Genomic DNA, 17043 nt, shown 5'->3' with positions numbered 1-17043 from the left:
GGTGGAGACGGCGCCTCGCCAAGGCGCCGGTCCGGGGACGCCGCACATCCAATCTTTCGGGGAGCTTCTCGCTGTGCTGATGAATAAACTGCAATTGATGCGCCTGAGCCGGATCAGCTTCGCGCTGGGCCTGGCGATGACCGGCGCCGGCGCGTACGCGCAGTCCACGACCGGTAGCGTCTTCGGCCAGGCACCGGTCGCCGAGGGCGAATCGGTCCAGGTGAAGAGCACGTCCGGCGTGACGCGCGAAGTCGCCGTCGGCGCAGACGGCCGCTACACGGTCGGCTCGCTGCCGCTGGGCACATATACCGTGTCGCTCGTGCAGGGCGGCAAGGTGGTGGATACCCGCGACGACATCACCCTGCGTGTCGGTTCCGGCACCGAGGTATCGTTCGCGACGGCATCCGGCGCGGACGCCACCAGCCTGGGCTCGGTGACGGTCTCGGCGAATGCCTTGCCGGCTATCGACGTGAGCAGCGTCGACGCGCGCACGGTCATCACCTCGCAGCAGCTGGCCAAGCTCCCGCTGGCGCGCAGCGCCGAGGCGATCGCACTGCTCGCGCCCGGCGTCGTACCCGGCTACGGTGGCTTCACGGGCACCACCACCGGCGGCTCGCTGGTCTCCTTCAGTGGTTCGTCGGTCACCGAGAACGCGTATTACCTCAACGGGTTCAATACGACGGACCCGCTCAGCGGTTTCGGCGGCATCAGCCTGCCGTACGGGGCGATCGATCAGCAGGAAATCCTCAGCGGAGGCTATGGCGCGGCGTATGGCCGTTCCGACGGCGGCGTGATCAGCCAGAGCGGCAAGCGCGGCACCAACGAATGGCACTTCGGTGCGCAGGTGCAGTGGACCCCGGCTTTCGCCAGCGGCGTGAGTCCCGGCTCCTACTACGTCTCCGGCTCCAAGGCCGGCACCCTCTATCGCCGCTATTCCGACAACAAGTCGTGGCAGGCGACCCAGAGCGCCTACGTGGGTGGCCCGCTGATCAAGGACAAGCTGTTCTTCTTCGCCGCGGTGGAAGGGCAGAAGCAGTCCGGTGACAGCGTCGGGTCGGTGACGTCGTCATACGACACCAAGTACGAGTACCACAATCCGAAGTGGTACTCCAAGATCGACTGGAACATCAACGACAACAATATCCTCGAACTGACCGGCGCGTCGACGAAGACCTCGTACAAGGGCAACCTGTACAACTACGATTACGCCACGAACACCACCGGCGACCTCAACAGCTTCGACACGTCGACCAAGAACAGCGCGTCGGTCTACGTCGCCAAGTTCACCAGTTACATCGCCGACGACATCACGCTTACCGCCCTCTACGGCAAGCAGAAGATGACGTACTACAGCGAAACGCCGGGATACGACCCCACCCTCACATACATCAGTGGCTCCGAGTTCCAGAATCCCGACATCACGGGCGGAAACTCGATCGTCAATTCGCAGACGGTGCTCACGGCCGCCGACCCGACGCATCGCGCGATGAGCAACAACCTGCGCCTCGACTTGTCGTGGAAGCTGGGCGACCACACGATCACCGCCGGCATCGACAACCAGAACTCGCACGACATGAACGACGGCGAGACCGGCACGGCCTGGATCTATGGCTTCGGCGATGCCGGCACGCCCATCAGCGACAGCCCGTTCGTTGCTGCGCCGAACACGGGTGCCGGCGGCGAGAACGGTTACTACGTGTCCAAGTACCTCTACAGCACGTCGGCGTCCGTGCGCGTGAAGCAGCGCGCACAGTACATCGAGGACAGCTGGCAGGTCGACGATCGCTGGCTGGTGAAGATCGGCCTGCGCAACGACCAGTTCACCAACTACAACCCGGACGGTGACGCCTTCCTGCGCATGACCAAGCCGCAGTGGGCGCCCCGCCTCGGTTTCAGCTGGGACGTGAACGGCGACTCCACCCTGAAGGTCTACGGCAACGCGGGCCGCTACTACCTCGCCATGCCGGCCTCGGTGGCGCTGCGTGCCGCCGCAGGCTCGCTCTACACCAACGAGTACTACACCTATACCGGCATCGACGGAAACGGCAACCCGACCGGCCTCACCCAGCTCGCCTCCTCGACCGGCGGCGCGGTATCGGCCAACAACGAGTACGGGCAGGCGCCGGATGCGAAGACGGTGGCCGCCAGCGGCATCCAGTCCGAGTACCAGGACGAATACCTGCTCGGCTTCACCCAGCAGATCAACAAGGATTACGTCTGGGGCATGAAGGCCCAGGTACGCAAGCTGCGCAACATCCTCGACGATATCTGCGACACCGACACGATCGCGGCGAAGGCACAGTCCCTTGGCTACGACGTCGACGCGACGGCGTTGAACGGGTGCTACCTCTCCAATCCCGGCCGTAGCAACACGTATCGCATTCCCAACAGCGCGGGTGGTTACTACAACGTGACCGTGTCGGCCGACGAATTCGGCATGCCTTCGGCCAAGCGTAACTACTACGGCCTGGAGACCTTCCTAGAGCACCCGTTCGATGGCACCTGGCAGGCGAAGGTCGACTACGTCTACTCGAAGAGCTATGGCAATTCGGAAGGGCAGGTGCGTTCGGACATCGGCCAGACCGACGTCTCGGCGACCGTCGACTGGGATTTCGGCAAGCTCATGGAGAACTCCAACGGCTTGCTCTCGAACGATCGCAAGCACCAGCTCAAGATCTACGGATCGTGGCAGGCGGCGCCGGAGTGGATGCTCTCGGCGAACATCGCCCTCCTGTCGGGCACCCCGAAGACGTGCCTGGGTTACTACGGCGCGGACCAGAGCAACCCGGTCGGCTACGGCAGCTACTACCACTACTGTGACGGCCTGCCTTCCGCCCCGGGCGACGCCGGACGCCAGCCCTGGCAGCACATCGTCTCGCTTTCGGCGGAATACCGTCCGAAGTGGGCCGATCAGAAACTCGGCTTCAATGTGATGGTCTATAACGCACTCAACGAGTCGGTCGCCACGGCCACCTACGTTCTCCATGGCAGCTCGACGTCCGTGAACACCAACTACGACAGGGTCACGTACTGGAGCACGCCGCGCTACGTGCGCTTCGGCATCAACTACGACTTCTGATCGACACCCCGCTTTTCGCATACCAACAATAAGCGCCCGAGCCTTCCGGCTCTCCTCCCAGGGCGCAACGATCTCCCCGGATAGGCCGCCGATCTCCCAATCGGCGGCCTCTTTTTTGTGAATGCGGGAGAGGGGGCTGGCAGGGAGTTCTGGTAGGAGTTCTGGTGGGAACCTGTGGCGGGAGATCTTGTGGGAGCCGACTTTGTCGGCGATGGGTGCTTGCCGAAACCTGGCCCGCTGCCGCGGGATCGCCGACAAGGTCGGTTCCCACCAGTCAGAGGTACATCCCCAGCCGGTCAGGGCTTTGCACCGGCGCGGATGGTTGCCTCGTTGATGGCGCGGACCTTGGCCTCGTCGACCTTTTCGACCTTGCGGTCGTAGGTGAACAGGCCATTGTGTTCGCCCTCGACGTCGGTGATCTGGGTGTAGACGCTGCCGGATACCCCGATGGCGGGGCCTTTGTCGCGCAGCACCGCGGTGTTGGCGACGTAGCCATCGTTCAGCGCGGCGTTGTCCTTGACCTCGCCATAGGGGTTGATGGCCGTATTGGGCCACATGTGTCCTGGGACGCCCAAGGTGAGGCCGCCGTGTTCGCCATCCATGGATGCGCGGGTGGCGTCGGGATGGGGCAGGCCGGGGCCCTGGTAGTCGTGCACGTCGTAGACGTCACCGGCCTGCGGATCGCCCTTGGTGTCGCAACAGTTGAGGCCGCTGCGCGCATTCACCAGGCGTGAAGGGTCCAGTTGCTTGATCTGCTTCGCCAGTTCGGCGGCGGCGGGGATGCTCCACTGGCCCCAGCCTTCGTTGAACGGAATCCAGCCGATGATCGAGGTCGTGCCCGCGAGTTGTTCGACGATGGCCGAGACCTCCATACGGAAGCCGGCCTTGTCCGTCTCGCTGAGTGTGTCGTTATGGCCGTTCGGTAGCGACGGCATGTCTTGCCACACCATCAGGCCGAGCTTGTCGGCCCAGTAGTACCAGCGCGCCGGTTCCACCTTGATGTGCTTGCGGATGGTGTTGAAGCCGAGGTCGCGGGTCTTCCGTATGTCGAATTTGAGTGCTTCGTCGGTGGGGGCGGTGTAGATGCCGTCGGGCCAGTAACCCTGGTCCAGCGTGGCGAGCAGGAAGGTCGGCTTGCCGTTCAGCACGATACGGTTGCGCCCGCCCACTTTCGCGATGGCGATGGTGCGCAGGCCGGCATAGCTGGTCACTTCATCACGCTGGCCACCCTGGGCAAGCGTGGCCTTGAACGTGTAGAGGAACGGGTCCTGGGGACTCCACGTGCGCGGATGCGCGATGGCCAGGTGCAGCGGCTTTCCGGCGGGCCCCTTCGCCTCGCCTGCCGGCTTGCCATCGGCGTAGGCGATGACATGCAGCGTCGCATCGCTGCCGTCACCATGCAGCTTCGAGGTCACCGTGAAGGCATCCAGGCTCGAAGCGGGCGTGAAATCCAGTTGCGCCAGGCTGGTGGCCGGCACGGGTTCCAGCCACACCGACTGCCAGATGCCGGAGGCCGCGGTATAGAAGATGCCCTCCGGTTTCAGCCGCTGCTTGCCCACCATCACGTTCGTGGCGTCCACGGGTGCATGCACGGCGACGACGATTTCCTGGTGCCCGTCGGCGCGAAGCGCCTGCGTGATGTCCGCGTCGAAGGACGTGTAACCACCTTTATGGCGAGCCACTTCCGATCCGTTGACGTACACCGTCGCGTCCTGGGCCACGGCGCCGAAGTTCAGCCGCACGCGCTGGCCGTTCGCGGTGAAGGTGGCGGGAACATCGACCAGCCGTCGGTAGAACATGAAGTCGGCATGCTGCTGCACGCCCGAAAGCACGGACTCGACCGGATACGGAACCAGCACCCGATCCTTCAGGGACTTTCCGAACGGCGGCGCGGTCTGCCCGTCGGCCGCCGTGTACTCCCACAGTCCATTGAGGCTCATCCATCGAGGCTGTTCCAGCGACGGTCGCGCCAGTTGTGGGCGTGGATACTCGGGCAAGGCGTTGTCGGGTGAAACCTCGGCTGTCCACGGCGTCCTCAGGGGCGCCTCCTTGCCGCTCCACGTGGCCGTCCGGCCCGCCGCTGGCGCCGTCGCGGTGCCGGTCGACGCACTCGTCGACATGGATGGCGGAGCGTCGTGCGGGTCGGCGCCCCAGGTCTTGCTCGGCTCCGCCCCCATCGTGAGTACCAGCGTCGCGCCGTTCTCGATATCCGCATGGCTGAACCAGGGTTTGTTCCATGGCTTGCCGTCGAGCGTGGCCGACTGGATATACATGTTTCGTGCGGAGTTGTTGCGCGCGACGATCTCGAACACCTTGCCGTTGCCCATGCGCAGGCGAACGCGGTCGAAGACCGGGCTGCCGATGATGTACTCGGGGCGGGACGGATCGACCGGGTAGAAGCCCATCGCGCTCAGCACGTACCACGACGATGTCGAGCCCTGGTCGTCCATGCCGGGGTAACCGTATCCCGTGGCATCGCTGCCATAGAGGTCGGAAAGGATGCGGCGCGTGAGTGCCTGCGTCTTCCAGGGCTGCCCGCTCCATGCGTAGAGATAGGCGGCCTGCTGGTCCGGCTGGTTGCCCTGCACGTACTGCCCGATCACGCCGGTGCAGTCGCGACAGATTCCTTTCGGCCGGTACGGCGTGTCGAAGAACGTATCGAGCTTGGCGTTGAATGCATCGCGTCCGCCGAGCAGGTTCATCAGGCCCTGCACGTCGTGCGGCACCAGCCACAGCGTGGACCAGCCCGAGGCTTCCTTCATCATGAAGTTGTAGTACGGCTCGGCTGGATCGAACGGCGAGATCCACTTGCCGTCGTCCGTCCGTCCGCGGAAGAAACCGACGGACGGATCGAACACGTTGCGATAGTTCGCCGCGCGACGGAGGAACTTGGCGGCATCGTCGTTCTTGCCGAGGCGGCGGGCCATGTCGGCGAGCGCGTGGTCGTCCCACGCATATTCCAGCGTGGTGGCGACGCCTGCCTTGCCTCCCGCATAAGGCGGGCTCGGATTTCCCTGCGGAACGATGTCGGAGATCCAGCCGTTCTTCACGTACTCGGCGAGGTAGCCGCGCGGCCCCTTGGGATCGGTGGCGTTCTTGTACAGTGCCTCGTACGCGGCGGCGTAATCGAACGGGATGCCACGTTGCATCGCGCCGTCGTAGAGGAACACCGCATGGTCGCCGTGGAACGAGGTGTTCATGTAGCCGCGTTCGCGCGCGCGGTCCAGCTCCGACCGCATGATGTCCTGCACGACGTTCGGCGCGAGCAACATCAGCAGCGCGATCTGGTTGCGGCCGGTGTCCCAGAACGGCACGGGGCCGTAATGGTCGTAGTCGGCCATCTGGTCATGGCCCTCGGCGTCCGTATAGTGCTCGCCCTTGCGGGCGATCATGCGCGGGCTGGCGAAGGAGTGATATAGCGTTGAATAGAACAGCTCGCGCTGCTTCGGCGCACCGCCGGCCACCTCGACGCGGTCGAACAATTCCGCCCACTTCGCCCGGGCCTTCGCATGCACGCGATCGAAGTCCGCATCGCTGTCCTGCGCGCGAAGCCGCTGCTCGGCTTCCTGGGCACTGTGGCCATGAGCGATGCGTACCACCACCTGGTCGCCCGCCTTCGTGTCGAAGGTGACGTAGGCACCGGCGTAATCACCCGAGACCGTGCGGCGGCCTGCCTGCACGTCTTCGTGTCCCAGCCCTTCGCCTGTGTGGGTCACGTCCGAATGGAAGCTCCCGAAGCTCGCGAACGGCCGCGAGAATTCGGCGATGAAGAAGGGGCCATCGGCGTCCCTGTCCCTGCGCCCTGCGGTGGCGACGCCACGAATGATCCGGTCACCCACCACCTCCACGTCGCCACCCGCGCGGCGCAGGTTGACCACGACGTTGGACCGGTGGCTTTCCGGGAAGGTGAAGCGCATCAGGCTGGTCCACTGCGTCGCCGTGAGTTCCACCTTGGTGTGGAACGTCGCGAGGTCGACCGTGTAGTAACCCGGCGACGCCTTCTCGGTCGCCTTGTCGTAATAGGAGGTCGCGTAGTCGGGCGGCACCGTCCAGTCGCCCACGACGGGCATGACCATCGGCGCGCCGCGTGCCCCATAGGTCGAGCCGCCACCGGTGAAACCGAACATGACGGGACGCCGGTAGTCGTACGCCACCGGTACGCCCGTGGCGAAGCCCAGGTCGGCGTTGATATTGACCGGCGCCGCCTCGGTAGCGCTCAGCGGAAGACTCGCGCCCGGCGTCGTCATGCCTGTGTAGGTGGGCTCGCCAGGCGGTGGCGCGTTGCCGAGCAGCGCCTGATTGTCGAGCGAGGCCGTTCCCACCAGGGGGTTGGCGATGTCCACGGGCGCCGCGGAGGACGCCGCGGGCTTGTTGTCTTTCGCCAGCAGGGTGGTCGCCGTGGTCGCGACGAGCATCGACAGCGCGACGGCTAAGGCACGGTGGGGAAGACGTGCCGTGGATGCGTTCATGTGTCATTCCTTCGCTTGGAAAGAAAACGGGGCCGGGCGATGTGCCCGGCCCCGTCGCTTTTTTACTTGTTGCTGTCACCACCGAACTTGTAGGTCACGCCCACGTAGTACTGGCGGCCCGGGTACAGCAGCTGGACCAGGCGCGAGCGGGTATCGCCGCCCAGGTAGGTATGCGGCCTCGCCTTGTTGAAGTTGATGATCGACGCGGTGACCATGAAGTGCTTGTTGAACTCGTAGTCGCCATTCAGGTCGATCTGGTGGTACGGCTGCGCGTAGATCGGCAGGCCGGCGGCCAGCCCTTCCATCGTGCGACCCGTCCAGTTGTCGCTGGCACGCAGCAGCAGCCCGTTCTTTTCATAGAACAGCGAAACGTTCGCCGCGTACTTCGCGCTACCGATCAGCTCGGCCTTGCCGACCTGCGTATCGCCCAGCGACACCGCGGTTTCGTTGGTGTGGTTGAGCGTGTAGTTGGCGATGTAGCCGAAGCCCGTGTCCCAGGTGTGCTGCGCGTAGATCTCGATGCCCTTCGACGTGCCGGAGCGACCGTTGGCATTGGTGCTGTACTGCTTGAAGGTCGTCTGGGTGCCTCCCACGTTCACGTCGATGTTGTTGACGGTGACCGGCACGACGAAGTTCTTCACCTTCTTCTGGAACAAGTCGATACCGACGACGCCGTGCGCCGCGTAGTACCACTCGCCGGCGAGGTCGAACTGGGTGGCCGTGAAGGGTTTCAGGTCGGCGTTGGCGCCGGAGCCGTACCAGCCCGGCAGGGGGGCGCCGAACTGCTTGCGGTCGTTGTAGTACTCCTGCGTATTGTTGGTCAGCTGGCCCAGCTGGGCCAGGTCGGTGTAGTTGGCGCGCGCCATCGCCTGGGAACCGGCGGCACGAAGGACGAAGTCGTCCGCGATCGTCCACGCGATGTTGAAGCTCGGCAGGAATTTGTTGTAACGCTTGTTGGTCGTCGAGTTGTTGAAGTTCTCGACCACCGCCACTTCGCGCGGCAGGTACTGGAAGTCGCCCGGCGCGCACGCGCCACCGCCCGCGTTCACCCCGGAGGCGGGGCAGATCAGGATATTGCCGCTTGCGTCGTGGTAGTACACCGCGTTGTTGGTGGTGACCTGGTTGGCGACGGTGAGATCCTGCTTCGTGGTGACGAAGCGCACGCCGACGTTGCCGCGCAGGGTGCCCGTGTCGAAGTTGGCCTGCACATACGCCGCCGCGATCTTCTCGCCGATCGACGACTTGTTCTGCGGCTTGTTGTAGATCGTTCGGTCGTAGGTGTCGTTCAGGTAGTTGTAGTACGCCGGATAGTCGATGGCCGGGAAGATGCTGTCACCGTAGGCATGGTTCACGCCATTGAGGTAGTTCGACAGAAGGAAGTTGGACGGCAGCTGGCCCGCGTTCGGATCGCAGGTCTGGAACTGCAAGGTGGTGCCCTTGCAGTACCAGCGTACTTCGTTGCTCTGTTGCTCGGCATTCGCATCGCTGTACTTCGCGCCGAACTGCAGCGACTGCAACCACGAGGAATCGAACGCCCAGGTGAAGTCGGCCTGCGCGAAGTTCTGCGAGTTGCGGGTGTTCACCATGTTGGAGCCGGTCGAACCCAGGTCGACCTGGCCGGCGCCGGCCTGCATGTTCTGCAGCACGGACGGATCGGCCGTGATGCCCGGCTTGCCGCTGAGGTTCCACGCGGCGCCGGTGCTGCCATTCACCCATTGGCCATTCACGAAGTTGCGCGGTTTGGCGGCCATGCCCAGTTCGATCGAAGGACCGCCCTTCGCCCAGGTCCGGCCGACGTTGAACGAGCCGCTCAGGTCGCCGCCGTTATCCCACTCGCCTTCCAGGTTGAGTGTCTGCGAGGTCGCCTTTTCGACGGAATAGTTGCCGTTGAGCCACGGGATTTCCGTGTTACACACGTCCACCGCCTGTCGGGAGGCGCCGGTGACCGGGTTCACCGCGGAGTTGCAACCGACGCCGGCGGGCGGGAGCACGTAGTTCGCACCGGTGACGATGGTGCCCGACTTGTCGAAGGTCAGGCCGTTGGGCGCGAGGAGCCGGCCGTTCTGGTCGGCGTAGTTCGTATTGTTCGGCAGGCCCCACTCGGGAATCTCGAGGGTGTTGGTGATCTGGGTCTGCTCGCGTTCGAACCGGAAATAATTGCCCGTCAGCAGGAAGTGATCGCTCGGCTTGAACTGCATCGTGGCCTGGGCGCCCTTGGTCTTCAGGGTCAGGTCGTTGCGGCTCGTGGCGAACTGCTGCGGCATCCAGAAGCCATTGGAGATGTTCCCCGCCTGGTCGACGACACCGTTGCCCCACAGGTCGATGTTGTTGTTGACCCCGGCGCTGTACGGGTTGCCGTGGATGTCCACCGGCGGCTGCGTGCAGGTCTCGTGGTCCTTGCAGGCGTCCGACCACCAGTGCCAGCTCGACGCATCCGCCGAGTACGTGGTCGCCTGGCGCTTCTGGTAGGCACCGGCGACGAGCACGCCGAACGTCTCGTCCTTGTTCTTCCACGACCACAGCGCGGCACCCTGCGGTTCCGTTTTCGCACTGGTGTCCGAGCTCGCGGCGGTGCCGGTGACGAAGCCCTCGTTGGCACCCATTTCGAGCGGGCGGCGGGTGCGCAGGTCGACGTTGCCACCGATGCCGCCTTCGTCCAGGCGCGCCTCGAGGCTCTTGTAGAGCTTGATGTCCGAGAACATGTTCGCCGGGAACAGCGTGTAGTTGAACGAACGCGTCAGGCCCGCCGAGGTATCGGCCGAGGCAACGTAGTTGCCGTTCAACTGCGTATAGGTCAGTTCCGGCGCAAGGCCGCGGATGCTCACCGTCTTGCCTTCGCCGGATTCACGGCTGATGACCACGCCGGGAACGTGCGCCAGCGCGTCGGCGATGTTCTTCGCGGGGAATTGCGCGATGTTCTGCGCGTTGATGACCTCGACGATGGAGTTGGCTTCGCGCTTGTCCTGCACGTTCTGGTCGATCGACTGGCGGTAGCTCGTGACGACGACCGTTTCGAGATTCGTGGGGTTGGGTGATTTCCCGCTCTTTTCCTTGTCGGCTTTCTTTTGCTTCTCGTCCTGCGCGGCTGTCGCGCTATCGGACGGCTGCGCCGGCGAGGACGCCGTCGCGATGGCTGGCGTGGATGTCTGCGCGAAGGCTTCCGAGGGGATCCCCAGGTAACCGACAAGCGACAAGGTCGCCGAGGCGAGCGCGGCGTAGAGCGGCTTGCGCTTGATCATATATGGCAGGTAAGTCATGTCTTTCTATGTCCCCTCAGTGATGCGCCTGTGTGGATTCGGCGCGGTACTCCCCCGTTGGATCACTGCTACGTGTGCGGTTTATCGATGCACGCGTCCTCCTCCTGTTCTCGACTTGGATCGATCCAAATTTTTGGCGTGCCACGGTCGTCAGCGCGTCCGCCGTGGATGGCAATTCAGGAAGTCGCTACGGCAGGCGGGCGCCGGAGAAGGCGCGGGCAGGGCGACGTGCCGTGGCGAGCGGGATCAGGCATGGGGAAGCGGCCGGACGGCGCGCGCGCGGATCGTACCCGGTGAAAATGCGAGCGATTATCGGTTTCACGTCACGGCTCCCCATTCGTTCGACAGTCTTCGCGGCAAGCAGCGGCACGCGAACGGCGCGGTGCGCACGTCACGTTTCTCCCCGCCCCGTTCCAGGTCCGGATTCGTCGCGGCCTTGGAAAGGCGCGAGGCGCTCCTGGCTTGGATCGATCTAATTTCCCCCGGGGCGCAAGTTACGGCGCGGAAGTCTGAGGTGTCACGCTGCACCGCAAAAACTCGCTGTCGAACCGATCGTGGGCGAGTCCATGCCGGGCATACTCGATCCCGGGGTAACTCCATGATGTTTCCTGCATTTGAAGCTATGCTCGCTATCCGGTGGCGCATCGGCCATCACAGGGGAAATCGGTTATGACGAGATGGATCGCGCTGGCCTTGGGGTTGGCGGCCGTGGTGTGCGGGCCGGTTTCGACATCCGCCGATGCACCTGCACGGAGTGCCTTACGGGATGAAAGCCTTTCGCCTTCCTGCGGAAGCAAGCCCACCAAGGTGGACGACTCGCGCTTTGTCGTCATCGGTGGGATCGAGCAATGGGTGACGGCCAAGGGAGACAGCTGCGCCAATCCCATCCTCCTCTTCATCAGCGGAGGTCCTGGCAACCCACTCAGCGGTCTTTCCGACAGCATCTACGGTGCCGGCGAGCGCGACTTCATCGTCGTCCAGTGGGACCAGCGAGGCGCGGGCATGACCTATGGCCGTAGCCCTCCGGCGCCAGGCGAGAAACTGACGATCGAGCGGATGGCGCAGGACGGAAACGAATTGGCCGCCTATCTGGCCAAACGCTATGGAAAGCGAAAGGTCATCCTGTGGGGAAGTTCGTGGGGCTCGATCCTTGCCGTGCACATGGTCAAGGCGCATCCTGAGTTGTTCCATGCGTACGTCGGCACGTCCCAGATAGTCAATTCGGTGGAGGCCCAGGCGGCTAGCTATGAAAAACTCTCGCAACTTGCCGTGAAGGAAAAGGACGAGGATTCGCTCGCCGTGCTCAGGCAGGTCGGATCACCACCATGGACCGACCCGCGCAGCTTCGGGAAAGTGCGCCGGATCATTCGCAAGTACGAGGCAAGGGTCACGTTGGCGCCCCCGGACCATTGGCATCGCGCGGCTGCCTACACCACCGCCAAGGCAGAGGCGGATTACGAGGCGGGCGAGGATTATTCCTTCATGAATTTCGTCGGCATGCACGGCGACGGCATGCTGTCGAAGGTCGACCTGCCGAGCCTGGGCATGGATTTCGCCATCCCTGTGTTCTTCGTCGAAGGGACGCACGACTTGCTGGCGCCGCCGGAGTTGGCCCGCCGTTATTACGAGTCGATCAAGGCGCCTGAAAAGGGATGGGTCCTGCTCGAACACTCAGGTCACGATCCGAATCAGGAAGTCGTCGATGCCGAGTACAAGGTGCTCCGCGAGAAAGTCCTTCCACTGACCCGGGATAAATAGAGACTCGCCGCATACTCCGGGGCTGAAGCGGGTCCCTTGCGAGAGCCGCTTCAGCCCCGCGCCTTACGGCCGCTGTTGCGACTTCAGCAGGTCGCGGATCTCGGTGAGCAGGGCCACGTCGGCCGGTGGCGCCGCCGGGGCTTCCTCCTCGCGGCGGCTGAGGCGGTTGATCGCCTTGACCACGAGGAAGATCGCGAACGCGATGATGATGAACTGGATCAGGACGTTGATGAAAACGCCGTACTGTACGGCGACCTCGGCCGTCTTGGTGGCCGCGTCGGCGGGCTTCAGCACCCACTTCCAGTCGGAGAAGTCGATGCCACCGATCGCCCAGCCGATGGGCGGCATGATGATGTTGTCGACCAGCGACGTGACGATCTTCCCGAACGCGGCGCCGATCACGACACCGACGGCGAGATCGACCACGTTACCGCGCAATGCGAATTTCTTGAATTCCGCAACGAAACTCATCGGTCCTTCTCCTCATGGCATGACTGAAACATTCGCGAAGTCAGACCACGCGCCCCTCGAGCGTGGCGATGCCTTCCAGCGTGGCACGGAAACGGTCGCCGCGCTGGAGGGCGGCGACGCCCGCCGGCGTGCCCGTATAGACGATATCACCGGCTTTCAATTCGAACAGCCTGGATAGGGCACTAAGTATTTCCGGCACGTCGAGCACCATGTCGGCGAGCGTGGCCTGCTGGCGTGTTTCGCCGTTGATTTCCAGGGCGATGCGCGTGTCGGGCAAGGGCTTGGCGTCGCTTGCGGGAACCAGGGCGGAAACGGGCGCGGAATGGTCGAATCCCTTCGCCACGTCCCACGGTGCGCCCTTGGCCTTGGCCTGTGCCTGCAGGTCGCGGCGGGTGAGGTCCAGCCCCACGCCGTAACCCCAGACCAGTGCGCGTGCCTCGTCCACGGAGAGGTCCGATCCGCCCGCGCCCAGGGCCACCACCATTTCCACTTCATGGTGGAGATCGTTCGTGGCGGACGGGTAGGGCACATCGGCGCCGTCGGTGACGAGGGCGTCCGCGGGCTTGGTGAAGAACATCGGGTTCGCCTTGTCGACCGAGGCGCCCATTTCGCGCGCATGGTCGGCGTAGTTGCGGCCGATGCAGAAGATACGACGGACCGGGAAGCGCTCGGCGCGACCGGCGACGGGGATGCTCGGCTGGGCCGGCGGCGGAATGACGGTATTCATGCGCCAAGCGTATCAGGTGACACCTGTCACGACAGATGACTGATGGTCGAAAGTGGTGCACGTTCCGCGCGAATCGCATGATCTTGCTGGGGCGGCGGGCATGCGCTCGAACATCATGGGGACCCTGGGGAAGATGAATTCGAACAAGGAGCTGCTCCGGCAGCTGAAGATCGACAAATCGCAGAAGGAGCCGCATGGCGGCGAGCGCGCGGGAGTCCGCACCGCGCTGGTCGTGGTCGCCGTGCTGGTCCTCGTGCTCGCCGCGGCCATGGGTGCCTGGGCGTTCTTCGCCCACCAGCCCGTGGAGGTTCGCACCGCCACGGCGGTATCGCCCAGCGCCGGCACGGAGGCGGGGGCGGTATTGCAGGCTACCGGCTACGTCACCGCCCGGCGGCAGGCCACCGTGTCGGCACAGATCACCGGCACCTTGGTCGAGGTGCTGATCGAGGAAGGCGACCGGGTGAAGAAGGGCCAGGTGCTGGCCCGTCTCGAAGACAACGCCCTGCGTGCAAGCCTGGAGTCGGCCCGCGCCAACGCGGCGGCGGCGCACGCCAACGTGGCCCAGACCCAGGCCCAGCTCGACCAGTCGTTGCGCGATGCAGACCGGCAGGAAACGCTTGTCGGTCGCGGACTCGTGTCCAGGCAGTTGGCCGAGCAGAGCCGCACCCAGGCCCATACCTTCCGCGCCCAGCTCAACACGGTACGCCGGCAGGCCGATGCGGCCGAGGCGCAGGTGGCCGTGGGCCAGGTGAACCTCGACTACACGGTGATCCGCGCGCCCTTCGACGGCGTGATCACCGACAAGGCGGCCCAGGTGGGCGAGATCGTCTCGCCGCTGTCGGCGGGAGGGGGCTTCACCCGCACGGGCGTCGGCACGATCGTCGACATGGATTCGCTGGAGATCGATGTCGACGTCAACGAGGCCTATATCGGCCGCGTGCAACCGGACATGCCTGCCGAGGCCGTGCTGGACGCCTACCCGGACTGGCGCATTCCGGCGCATGTGATCGCCATCGTGCCCGCCGCCGACCGCGGCAAGGCCACGGTGAAGGTACGCGTGGCACTCGAGAACAAGGACGCGCGCATCGTGCCCGACATGGGTGTCCGCGTGTCGTTTCTCGAACGTCGCGCCCCCGTGCAGTCCAGCGCGCCCAAAGGCGTGCTCGTGCCCACGGCGGCGATCGTCCGCCGTGACGGCCACGAAGTCGTCTACACGGTCGCCGAAGGCAAGGCCGTCCGTCGCCAGGTCACGGCAGTGAAGCAGGACGCCGGCGACCTTCGCCTGGTGACCGACGGCGTGGCCGCAGGCGACACCGTGATCGTTTCTCCTCCCGACTCGCTCGCTGACGGCGCCGCCGTTCGCGTCGCCACCCAAACACCTTGATACGCACGGAGACATAGCGATGGCCACCCTGATCGACATCCAGGATCTTTCCAAGGTCTACGAGCGCGGCCGGCAGAAGGTCGAAGTGCTGCATGGCGTGAACCTGCGCATCGAGGAAGGCGATTTCCTCGCCCTGATGGGCCCGTCCGGTTCCGGCAAGACCACCTTGCTGAACCTGATCGGCGGCCTGGACACGCCCACGGGCGGCAGCATCGTCGTGGCTGGCGATCGCATCGACCAGTTGGGCTCCGGAGCGCTGGCGAAATGGCGGGCCTCCCATGTCGGTTTCGTCTTCCAGTTCTACAACCTCATGCCGATGCTGAGCGCGCAACGCAACGTCGAGCTGCCGTTGCTGCTGACGAAGCTGTCGGGCGCGCAACGCAGGCAGAACGCCTCGATCGCGTTGCAACTGGTCGGTCTCGCCGACCGGGCGACGCACAAGCCTTCCGAGCTTTCCGGTGGACAACAGCAGCGCGTGGCGATCGCCCGCGCGATCGTCTCCGATCCCACCTTGCTGGTCTGCGACGAGCCCACCGGTGATCTCGACCGGCAATCCGCCGAGGAGATCCTGGGCCTGCTGCGCGAACTCAATCGCGAGCACGGCAAGACCATCGTGATGGTGACCCACGATCCCAAGGCCGCCGAATACGCCAACCATATCCTGCACCTCGACAAGGGCACCCTCGTCGAACAGTCCGTGGCCTGACGCGGAGGATGCCGGCATGAAATACCTGCACCTCATCTGGGCGGCGCTGTTCCGGCGCAAGGCCCGCACGTTCTTCACGCTGATCTCGATCCTCGCCGCGTTCCTGCTGTTCGGCATGCTCGATGCGACGCGTGCGGCCTTTTCCTCGGGCGGCAGCGTGATCGGCGTCGACCGTCTCATCACCACCTCGCGGTATTCCATCATCCAGTCGCTCCCAGCCAGCCTCGCCACGCGCATGCAGGCCGTTCCCGGCGTGAAGGCGGTGGGCCATGCGAACTGGTTCGGTGGCATCTACCAGGACCCGAAGAACTTCGTGCTCAGTTTCGCGGTGAGCGACAACTACCTCGATATCTACCACGAGATCGTGCTTCCGCCGGAGCAGCGCAAGGTGTACGAGGCGACACGAACCGGTGCGATCGTGGGCGAGGCGCTGGCGAAGCGTTTCGGCTGGAAGGTGGGCGACAAGGTCCCTCTGCAATCCACGATCTTCCCGCAGCGCAATGGCGACAAGACCTGGCCGTTCGACATCGTCGGCATCTACACGCCGGCCAAGGGAGCGGCCAATGGCACGGACCAGCAGTTCTTCTTCCACCACAAGTATTTCGAGGATGCGAACGCGTTCCAGAGCGTCGGCACCACCGTGGGCTGGTACGTGGTGAAGCTGACCTCGGCCGACCAGGCGGATCGCGTGGCCAAGGCCATCGATGCCCTGTCGGCCAACTCGGACCATGAAACCAAGACGCAGACGGAGCAGGCGTTCAATGCCTCGTTCGCCAAGCAGCTGGGTGATATCGGCCTCATCGTCTCGGCGATCATGGGCGCGGTGTTCTTCACCCTGATCCTGCTCACCGGCAACACCATGGCGCAGGCGGTCCGCGAACGGACCAACGAGCTCGCGGTGCTGAAGACGATCGGCTTCTCCAGCCGCAGCGTGCTTTGCATGGTGCTGGCGGAAGGGGTATTGCTGCTCGTGCTCGGCGGTGTGTTGGGGCTTGCGCTGGCCGGCGTGCTCGTGCCGATCGTGGCGAAAGGCAGCGGGGGCATGCTCAACCTGCCGCCGATCGGCACGCAGACCTGGATACTCGGCATCGTCCTGATGCTGGTCATCGGTGCGCTCGTCGGCTTGTTGCCCGCCATCCGCGCCATGCGCCTCAACATTGTCGATGCGCTCGCCGGGCGCTGAGGGGACACA

The 17043-nt window shown here is 64.5% G+C and carries 9 protein-coding genes; 5 read left to right on the top strand and 4 right to left on the bottom strand.

Translation table 11 applies throughout. The features are described 5' to 3' along the window. The first annotated feature begins 79 nt into the window (after positions 1-79). The gene (locus ACR9Y6_RS12730) at positions 80-3079 is read left to right on the top strand and encodes a TonB-dependent receptor (protein WP_481281614.1); all 3000 of its coding nucleotides are present in this window, start codon (positions 80-82) and stop codon (positions 3077-3079) included. Between the two features lie 296 nt (positions 3080-3375). Here ACR9Y6_RS12730 and ACR9Y6_RS12725 read toward each other — a convergent pair whose 3' ends face one another. Both ACR9Y6_RS12725 and ACR9Y6_RS12720 read right to left on the bottom strand, forming a co-directional pair. Beyond that, a complete protein-coding gene (locus ACR9Y6_RS12725) occupies positions 3376-7548 on the bottom strand; it encodes a GH92 family glycosyl hydrolase (RefSeq protein WP_481281613.1) in 4173 nt (1390 codons plus the stop codon). 62 nt (positions 7549-7610) lie between these two features. Further along, entirely contained in the window at positions 7611-10805 is a 3195-nt protein-coding gene (locus ACR9Y6_RS12720; RefSeq protein ID WP_481281612.1) for a TonB-dependent receptor, read from the bottom strand. A gap of 669 nt (positions 10806-11474) precedes the next feature. Between ACR9Y6_RS12720 and ACR9Y6_RS12715 the strand changes: the two genes are divergently transcribed. Then, complete coding sequence (locus ACR9Y6_RS12715; RefSeq protein ID WP_481281611.1) at positions 11475-12563, top strand: alpha/beta fold hydrolase; 1089 nt, start codon at positions 11475-11477, stop codon at positions 12561-12563. A 63-nt stretch (positions 12564-12626) separates the two neighbouring features. Here the strand turns inward: ACR9Y6_RS12715 and mscL are convergent, their stop codons facing one another. Next, positions 12627-13034: a large-conductance mechanosensitive channel protein MscL gene (gene mscL / locus ACR9Y6_RS12710; RefSeq protein WP_306850995.1), complete on the bottom strand. Its 408-nt coding sequence runs from the start codon at positions 13032-13034 to the stop codon at positions 12627-12629. A gap of 40 nt (positions 13035-13074) precedes the next feature. Next, positions 13075-13761 (bottom strand): fumarylacetoacetate hydrolase family protein, encoded by a 687-nt coding sequence (locus ACR9Y6_RS12705; protein ID WP_481281610.1) that lies wholly within the window; start codon positions 13759-13761, stop codon positions 13075-13077. Between the two features lie 133 nt (positions 13762-13894). Between ACR9Y6_RS12705 and ACR9Y6_RS12700 the strand changes: the two genes are divergently transcribed. Genes ACR9Y6_RS12700 through ACR9Y6_RS12690 form a run of 3 tightly spaced genes read left to right on the top strand, consistent with a single transcriptional unit; the run spans position 13895 to position 17034 of the window. Continuing rightward, the gene (locus tag ACR9Y6_RS12700) at positions 13895-15145 is read left to right on the top strand and encodes an efflux RND transporter periplasmic adaptor subunit (RefSeq protein WP_481281609.1); all 1251 of its coding nucleotides are present in this window, start codon (positions 13895-13897) and stop codon (positions 15143-15145) included. Positions 15146-15164: 19 nt separating this feature from the next. Continuing rightward, the gene (locus tag ACR9Y6_RS12695) at positions 15165-15851 is read left to right on the top strand and encodes an ABC transporter ATP-binding protein (protein WP_481281608.1); all 687 of its coding nucleotides are present in this window, start codon (positions 15165-15167) and stop codon (positions 15849-15851) included. Positions 15852-15867: 16 nt separating this feature from the next. Beyond that, a complete protein-coding gene (locus ACR9Y6_RS12690) occupies positions 15868-17034 on the top strand; it encodes an ABC transporter permease (RefSeq protein WP_481281607.1) in 1167 nt (388 codons plus the stop codon). Positions 17035-17043: the final 9 nt, after the last annotated feature.

This window comes from Luteibacter sp. TLI7-4A, assembly GCF_056754745.1.
The sequence above is the reverse complement of the archived record's forward strand: the minus strand, read 5'-3'. Positions and strand labels throughout refer to the sequence as shown.